Here is a 7,468-nt window from a genome sequence, read left to right on the forward strand (position 1 = left end):
CGGCAACCTCGGTGCAGATCCCGAGGCACGTCAATTTAATAACGGCGGTAGTGTTACCAATATATCAGTAGCGACCTCTGAGCAATGGACTGATAAACAGAGTGGCGAAAAAAGAGAAGCGACCGAATGGCATCGTGTTTCCCTATTCAATCGTTTAGGTGAAATCGCTGCTCAGTATCTGCGTAAAGGCAGTAAAGTCTATATTGAGGGTAGCTTACGCACTCGTAAGTACCAAGCCCCTGACGGTAGCGACCGTTATGCGACTGAAATTCGCGCTGACCAGATGCAGATGTTAGATAGTAATGACGATAACAACAAACAAATCAGTCATCTGGACCGTCAAAAGCCTCAGAACGACCAGCAAGCACCCAACAATAAAATAAATAAAAACAATGTTAATCAGGGGCTTCCACCCGGGCCAGTAGACGACGATATTCCCTTCGCTCCTCACTTTGACGGTCAATTTTAAATTTTTGAAAACAACCATCAAAACGTTTGAAGGGCTTGTAGTTGTAATCATCGGTGTACCCTAGATTCTTTCTAACTGCAATTTAGAAAATACATACACAAAATCAAACAGTGACTCTAGTAAAGTTGGTTATGTGTCATCTTTTGAGTTTGAAAGACAGTATTATGAGAATTCGACCTTGTCAGGCATTGCTTCCTGAATCAAGTATACTTGTCTCCGATATAGTCGGTTTGGTAAAGTTTAGTGCGTAGGTGTTGGATACATATTTAAGAGTGTATTAATAAGGGCAACCATTGGAAATTAATATAAAGAATTTAGCAAATCTAAAGCAGTTAACTCGTAGTATTTCAGTGCGCCATTTTATGACAGTTTTGGTGACTGGCATGTGCTTTACAATGACTGCCCAAGCAGCGGTAGAAGATTTTCAAATCAACAGTTTGGTTGCACAAGCGATTCAGACGCACCCGTTGGTAGGATCGGCACGCGCGAGTCAACAAGCAACCACAGAAGGTATCAGCGCGGCCAAGTTGAATCTGTTGCCAACGCCAAGTGTCAGCTCAGGTTTTGACAGGGACAATGATTTTGTCTCACAAGTGACCCTCCGCCAGCCTCTATGGACGGGCGGCAAGCTCACGGCAGATGTCAATCAAGCCATATTTGATGATAAAGCCGCCGTGGAATATATCTACGAGCAACAAAATCTAGTCGCCAAAACGACCATTGATGCTTGGCAGAGCTATATCCAAGCCGTGGCCAAACAAAGCGTCCATGTTAACAATTTAAAAGAGCTTAGTGAATTTGAGGCCATGATGCAGCGCCGCGTTGGTCAAGGCGTATCAGCCCGTATTGAGCTTGATCTCGTAACCAATCGTATCTTGCAAGAGCAAACGGCTTATCAAGCAGCAGTTGAACAGCAACGTATTGCCGCTGCTAGGCTTGAGCAAATTATCGGTCAGCCGTTGTCTCAGATGAGTGCAACCAGTATACCGAATATCAAAGTATTGGTGGAGCAAGCCAAGCGCCAATCTGTTGATTTTGAAAAAATGGCCTTTGATCGAGCAGGTTTTTACAATCCTACTGTCGTAAAAGAGCATTTCCAGATTGAATCTGCCAAGCAAGGTGTGGAATCGCAAAAAGCTGCTCAATACCCCACTATTTATGCCCAGTACGAACATGCTTACTATCATGAAAATAACGAAAACGATGGTAAGTTTTCATTAGGCTTGAGTTATGCACCCGGTGCTGGATTTTCCAATTTTGCGCTAGCACGTGCCTCACAAGCGCAGGTCAACAGCTTGGTACAGAATCAAGAAGCAGCACGCCGTAATGTGATAGAGAATATTCAAGTACAGTACCAGCAGTTTGTTAGTGCAAAAGATAGAGAGACGTCATTGGTCGCGGCTGTCGCAGGTGCGCAAATTGTCGTTAGTTCTTATCGCAGACAGTTCATTGCAGGCCGCAAATCATGGCTTGAAGTGCTCAATGCCGTTCGTGAACATAACGATTATCAAGTGCAGCTGGTGCAAACTCGGGCAGAAATGCTGGGCGCATTTTATCGATTACAAGTAGATTTTGGCATTATGCAGTGGCAGCAGTTTTCTCATAATCGCAAACCGGTGACTTTGTTTAGTCCGACAGATTCCGTTAAGCAGTGGCTTAATAAGCAAGATAAAAGTAGCGCCAGTAGTGAGTTTGGCTATGGAGAAGACTCAGCAGAGGAAGAGTATATCGAGATTAGGTTACCTGCGACTGCAGAGCAGGGTCTGAATAATGGCGACTATCTCATGTTAAATGATGACTACAGTATTACGCCGATCATTGATCAAAATAGTATGACAAACAATTAAATAATACAGTCATATAAGAGCGCCTAAAATATCTTACATACGCAACCATCTAAAATATTGAATAAGTGATTAATATGAGTGCACAATTACAAAAGACATCGTCTCAGTCTGTTGACCATCATGAGCTGCAATACTCAGAACCGGTCAATCTAACCGAAACGCTGACCGATGCTATTAAGCACTTACTCGGTCAGCAAGGCTATCCGGTAGATAATATACGGCTCCATAATGTCGTCGAGCGCCATAGCGAGCAATCGGATACACAAGGTCAGAGCATTCATGAATTAGGCGGTGTCATCGCAGTATTACAGGGTATAGGCATCACAGACACACCCGAAATATTAGAGCAGCCTGATGCGGCTTTTTTACCGTTATTGGCTTACCGCTCAGATATCGGTTGGGGCGTGATTGATAGTCAAACGCCGCAAAGAAGCTGGAACTTTAGACAAGCGAACCAGAAGGTACATACGCGTGCCGAAGAGTTGACTTTAGTAATGCGTATCCGTTTAAAAGAAGATCATATTAAGCAGCGAAAGGCCTCATTTTCTGATCTGTTAAAGTCTGATTTAGGTAATTATAAAGGCATTTTAGCTGAAGCCGTAATTGCCACCTTTCTGATTAACATGCTGGCATTAGCCGTTTCTCTATTTTCTATGCAAGTTTATGACCGTGTCATACCAACACGCAGTGAATATACGCTAATCATTTTAGCCAGCGGCGTCTTCTTAGTGATTATGTTTGAAGCGTTTATGAAGTTTTCTCGCTCAAGAATCATGGATAAGGTAGTCGTCGGTCTTGATCAGTATCTATCTCGGGAAGTGTTCCAGCGTCTACTCAAAGTACGTATCGACCAAATGCCGGGGTCCGTTGGCTCTATGGCAGCACAGTTACGTGGTTATGAGCAAGTGCGTAGCTTTTTTACGGCGAGCACGCTTTTTGGTTTAGTCGATTTGCCCATGACCATTATATTCATCAGCTTAGTGGCTTTTATTGGCTCACCATTAGTCGCTGTTGTTCCAGTGATCGCAGCGGTAATTGCGATTACGATGGGATTGATTGCTCGCAAACGCATTGATGCCATTGCAGCAGAAGGCGCGACTGCCTCTTATTACAAGACAGGTCTGTTAGTAGAGGCTGTAGAAGGTGTTGAGACTATAAAAGCAGGGGCGGGCAGTTGGAAGTTTCTCTCGCGTTGGCTTGATGTGATGGACGTTACCATCAAAAATGACTTGGACATGAAGCATGCCAATGACAATTTAACGTATTTCACGCAAATGCTGCAGCAAGTAAGTTATGTTGGGATCGTGATTGTTGGCTCATTTGTGGTGATGCAAGGCGACATGACAATGGGTGGACTGATTGCCTGCTCGATACTTGGTGGTAGGATACTGGCCCCTGTTATGTCGATACCCAATTTATTAGTTCAGTATGCTCATGCCAAAGCCGCCAAATTAAACATTGAGAGCCTATTTGCCCTTGAGCAAGACAACCAAGGCGTGGCCTATCCGTTGTCACCCACACATATTAAAGGTGCCTATCAGTGTGATGGTATGACTTTTAATTATCAAGGCAATGACCGCCCAGCCATCAATGTGCCAAAGCTGACTATCAAACCAGGCGAGCGTATAGCGATACTTGGGCCGATTGGTTCAGGCAAGTCCACGTTGCTTAAAGTGCTGGCAGGGTTGTACGCACCCACTGAAGGCCGTGTATTGCTAGACGGTCTTGATATTCATCAAATCAGCCGTGAGACACTCAGTGAACGCTTGGGATATTTGCAGCAAGATCATCGATTGTTTCAAGGGACCCTGCGTGAGAACTTATTAATTGGTATGGCTGCGCCTAACGATGATGTTCTTCAAGACACTTTAAATAGGACGGGGTTGATTAATCTGGTATCAAGTCATTCGAGCGGCCTCGATCTGCCAATTAGTGAAGGTGGTAAGGGACTATCTGGTGGGCAAAAGCAACTGGTAGCATTTACTCGCTTGTTATTGACCAAACCTGATGTGTTTTTGCTAGATGAGCCTACTGCTTCTATGGACAATCGGCAAGAACAGCGCTGCTTACAAGTTTTGCGTCAAGAGCTGACGAATGGTCAGACGTTTATTGTCTCTACGCATAAGACAGCATTGCTGGACTTGGTAGATCGGCTAATCATTATGGACAATCAGCGCATTATCATTGATGGTCCAAAACAGGCCGTACTTGATGAGCTTAGAAAAAACGATCAAGCAAAAAACAAAACCACCGTACAGCAAAGAGATAAAATCGTTAATAAAGCCAATCAACCGTCAAAAGAGGGTGCCGACGATACCAAGCCTGCCACATCTAGAGTGAGAAACATCAGTATAAAATCTATCAATGCTAAAAATTTAACAGACGACCAAGGGAAGTAGGCATGTCAGAATATAAGTACACACCCACTAAGCCCAAGGTTAATCGTTCAAGGTTGAGTATTTGGATTGCATTAATTGGTATTATTACGTTAATTGTCTGGGCATCATTTGCCAAGATTGATCAGGTAACTCGTGCTCAAGCAACGGTGATTGCAAGCGCTCGAACGCAAGAAATCCAAGCATCAGAAGGTGGCGTGCTGACTGAATTAGCTGTCACCGAAGGCGAAGACGTTAAAGCAGGCCAGCTACTTGTAGTTTTAGAAGAAGAGCGTGCTAAAGCGGCGGTTGATAATTCTGCTTCTAAAACAGCTGCGCTAACTGCTAAGTTGGCAAGGTTAAACGCTGAGATTTTTGAAAAACCCTTAGTGTTTCCTAAAGGCGTGCAGAATTATCCTGAATATGTACAAAACCAAAGGGCGTTATACGATAGACGTCGTCAAGCTATCAATGAAGAAGTCTCTTCTCTTGAAAAAATGCTGGTATTAGCACGTCAAGAGCTACGCATGAATGAGCCTTTATTAGAATATGGCGATGTTAGTCAGGCAGATGTCATCAAGCTGAGTCGTCAAGTTGCTGATATCGAGGCGCAGATCAACAACAAGCGTAATAAGTACTTTGAAGAAGCACAGGCTGAAATGACAAAGGCTCAAGAGGAGCTAGATACTGAGCTAGAGCAATTACGAGATCGGGCGCAAGTACTAGAAGAGAAGCGTTTGATGGCACCAACAGAAGGCAAAATTAAGAATATCAACGTGACCACTATTGGCGGTGTGGTTAAGCCAGGCGAGGTCATTATGCAGATCTTACCGACCAGTAGCGATTTGGTGATAGATGCAAAAGTCAGTCCTGCCGATATTGCTTACGTTAAAGAAGATCAAGAGGCGACTGTTAAGCTTGATGCTTATGATTACTCCATCTTTGGGGCAATGAATGGCACGGTCAACTATATCAGTCCAGACACACTCATGGAGCAAACGCCTAAAGGAGAAGAGCCTTATTATCGCGTATTGATTGTTATTAATGGTGCTGAGTTCAAAGGCCGCGGTGATGAGATTGTCATCAAGCCCGGTATGACAGCATCTGTCGATATCAAAGCGATGGAGCGTACGGTATTGTCTTACCTGACCAAGCCGATTACTAAGACGTTATCAGAAGGTTTAGGCTAGCGTTAACACTTTAATTATAAGTACTTGCTAATTAAATCTATAAAAACCCCAGCCAACCACTGGGGTTTTTATGTATAGGCGTTAGGTTAAGTAGTATTAAGTCAAACTGCGCTGCTATTTATAACTGCTATCCCTCTATCCAGATTAATCAATAAAATCTTGGCTACCTTTGGCGCTCGCCTCATTTTTTAACTGTTGCCTCTCATCAATTTTTTGCTCATTGCGTTTCTTAACCTCATTGATGGCAGCGCTCAATTGACTGTTAATCTCTTCTACTTCAGATTTTGCTGATAGATAGTCTTTATCTATTTGCACAGCACTCTTTTGTGTGGGGATATCTATATCTAACAGCCCAGCATTATTTTTAATTTCCTCTAAATTTTGGTCAGAGTTCGCGACCATAGGTTGAGGGTTTTTATCTTTTATAGACTGATTTTTTTGAGTAGAGGCTTCATTTTTCTGAGTTATTTCTTGAGAGCGAGGAGTAGCTTTTTTAGAGTTATCATAAATGTTGTTGGAAGTTTGAGTAGATCGTGTTTGTATATTCTCTGAGTTGACGGTTTGCTCGTCATTGCTCATTGGCTTGGTTACTACAGACCTTTCGTCAACATTATCGATGTTATTAAGGCTATTATCGATATTGTCGAGCGATTTAGTACTCGTGACAGTAGTGGTATAGATTTTATCAGTAGGTGGTAGCGTTATATCACTGACAGCAGTTGACATGTCTGCTGTATCCACACCGTTATCAGCTATTTCTACCGTATTGGTTTTATTGGTATTGAGATAAAAAATAAGGAAAATCCCAGAATGTACTAATATCGCAAGGCATAACGCCCAAAACCATTTTTCACGAAATTTCATCATTACATAGAGCTACCTATCTTATAATATTAGTACCTGCACTGATTATCTTGAGGTTATTAAATAATAAGGGTCATTAGTATAGAGGGTTTATTACGCCAATCTCAACTTATCGTAGGCTTTTGGTTTTTATAGAATTTAAAATTCTAATTGTTTTAACTGAAATTTTAAAAACTAAGTAAACCAATACCTTAGAAAAACAAGTTGAGAGTGGGGTGTTTATTCTATTTTTTAACCTAGCAATATTTTAGTCTAAGCATCTTATATGGCCTCTTTAGTTTCAAATTCAGCCAACACTTCTGTAATAAGCTAATCTTTTTTGTACCATGCCTATTCAATTCAGCCAAACATCTGCGATTTTACAGCTTTACCCTTTATCTGTTTCGTAACAGCCATTTTTGATTGGAGCAAGTAAGTCTTCAGGTATCTCGATATGTCTCACATCGACGCCCAGATATTTGATATTACCTTCCCACAAGTCATTATAAGTGGGTACGCCGTCAGGATAGACAATCGTCATGTCTAGCATACCATCGATCTGAAAAATAATTTCTAATTTCATGGTTATGATATGTTTTATGACCTAGATTCAAATAAGAAGTGCAACGTTTTAAAAGAATGAGTTGAAGAGTAAGATGTGCCGTGTTGCATTTCAAACTTCAACTCCTACATATCAGAACGTTATGAAACACTATACACATCTTACCCAAGAGCAAAGATATC

Annotated in this window: 5 protein-coding genes and 1 pseudogene; 4 read left to right on the plus strand and 2 right to left on the minus strand. The window is 42.2% G+C overall.

The features are described from left to right. From ssb to ABYU67_RS11470, 4 genes are all read left to right on the plus strand, one after another. On the plus strand, window positions 1-469 hold a 469-nt coding region (gene ssb / locus ABYU67_RS11455; protein WP_372845306.1), incomplete at its 5' end, for a single-stranded DNA-binding protein. Window positions 470-831: 362 nt separating this feature from the next. Beyond that, complete coding sequence (locus ABYU67_RS11460) at window positions 832-2,316, plus strand: TolC family protein (protein ID WP_372845308.1); 1,485 nt, start codon at window positions 832-834, stop codon at window positions 2,314-2,316. A 74-nt stretch (window positions 2,317-2,390) separates the two neighbouring features. Beyond that, complete coding sequence (locus ABYU67_RS11465) at window positions 2,391-4,715, plus strand: type I secretion system permease/ATPase (protein WP_372845310.1); 2,325 nt, start codon at window positions 2,391-2,393, stop codon at window positions 4,713-4,715. A gap of 2 nt (window positions 4,716-4,717) precedes the next feature. Further along, window positions 4,718-5,881, plus strand: coding sequence for an HlyD family efflux transporter periplasmic adaptor subunit (locus tag ABYU67_RS11470; protein ID WP_372845312.1), 1,164 nt, complete (start codon window positions 4,718-4,720; stop codon window positions 5,879-5,881). 144 nt (window positions 5,882-6,025) lie between these two features. On the opposite strand, the gene ABYU67_RS11475 is transcribed toward ABYU67_RS11470, so the two are convergent. Continuing rightward, window positions 6,026-6,748 carry a hypothetical protein gene (locus ABYU67_RS11475; protein WP_372845314.1) on the minus strand — a complete coding sequence of 241 codons (723 nt, stop codon included), beginning with the start codon at window positions 6,746-6,748 and terminating at the stop codon, window positions 6,026-6,028. A 370-nt stretch (window positions 6,749-7,118) separates the two neighbouring features. Continuing rightward, window positions 7,119-7,283, minus strand: a pseudogene (locus ABYU67_RS11480) (acyltransferase); the annotation flags it as partial. Between the last annotated feature and the right edge of the window lie 185 nt (window positions 7,284-7,468).

Origin of the sequence: Psychrobacter sp. (assembly GCF_041554015.1) — a bacterium.
GTDB lineage: Bacteria > Pseudomonadota > Gammaproteobacteria > Pseudomonadales > Moraxellaceae > Psychrobacter.

Coding starts and splice junctions, on each gene's coding strand:
- ABYU67_RS11470 (WP_372845312.1), top strand. CDS start 4,718: ATGTCAGAATATAAGTACACACCCACTAAGCCCAAGGTTAATCGTTCA.
- ABYU67_RS11465 (WP_372845310.1), top strand. CDS start 2,391: ATGAGTGCACAATTACAAAAGACATCGTCTCAGTCTGTTGACCATCAT.
- ABYU67_RS11460 (WP_372845308.1), top strand. CDS start 832: ATGACAGTTTTGGTGACTGGCATGTGCTTTACAATGACTGCCCAAGCA.
- ABYU67_RS11475 (WP_372845314.1), bottom strand. CDS start 6,748: ATGATGAAATTTCGTGAAAAATGGTTTTGGGCGTTATGCCTTGCGATA.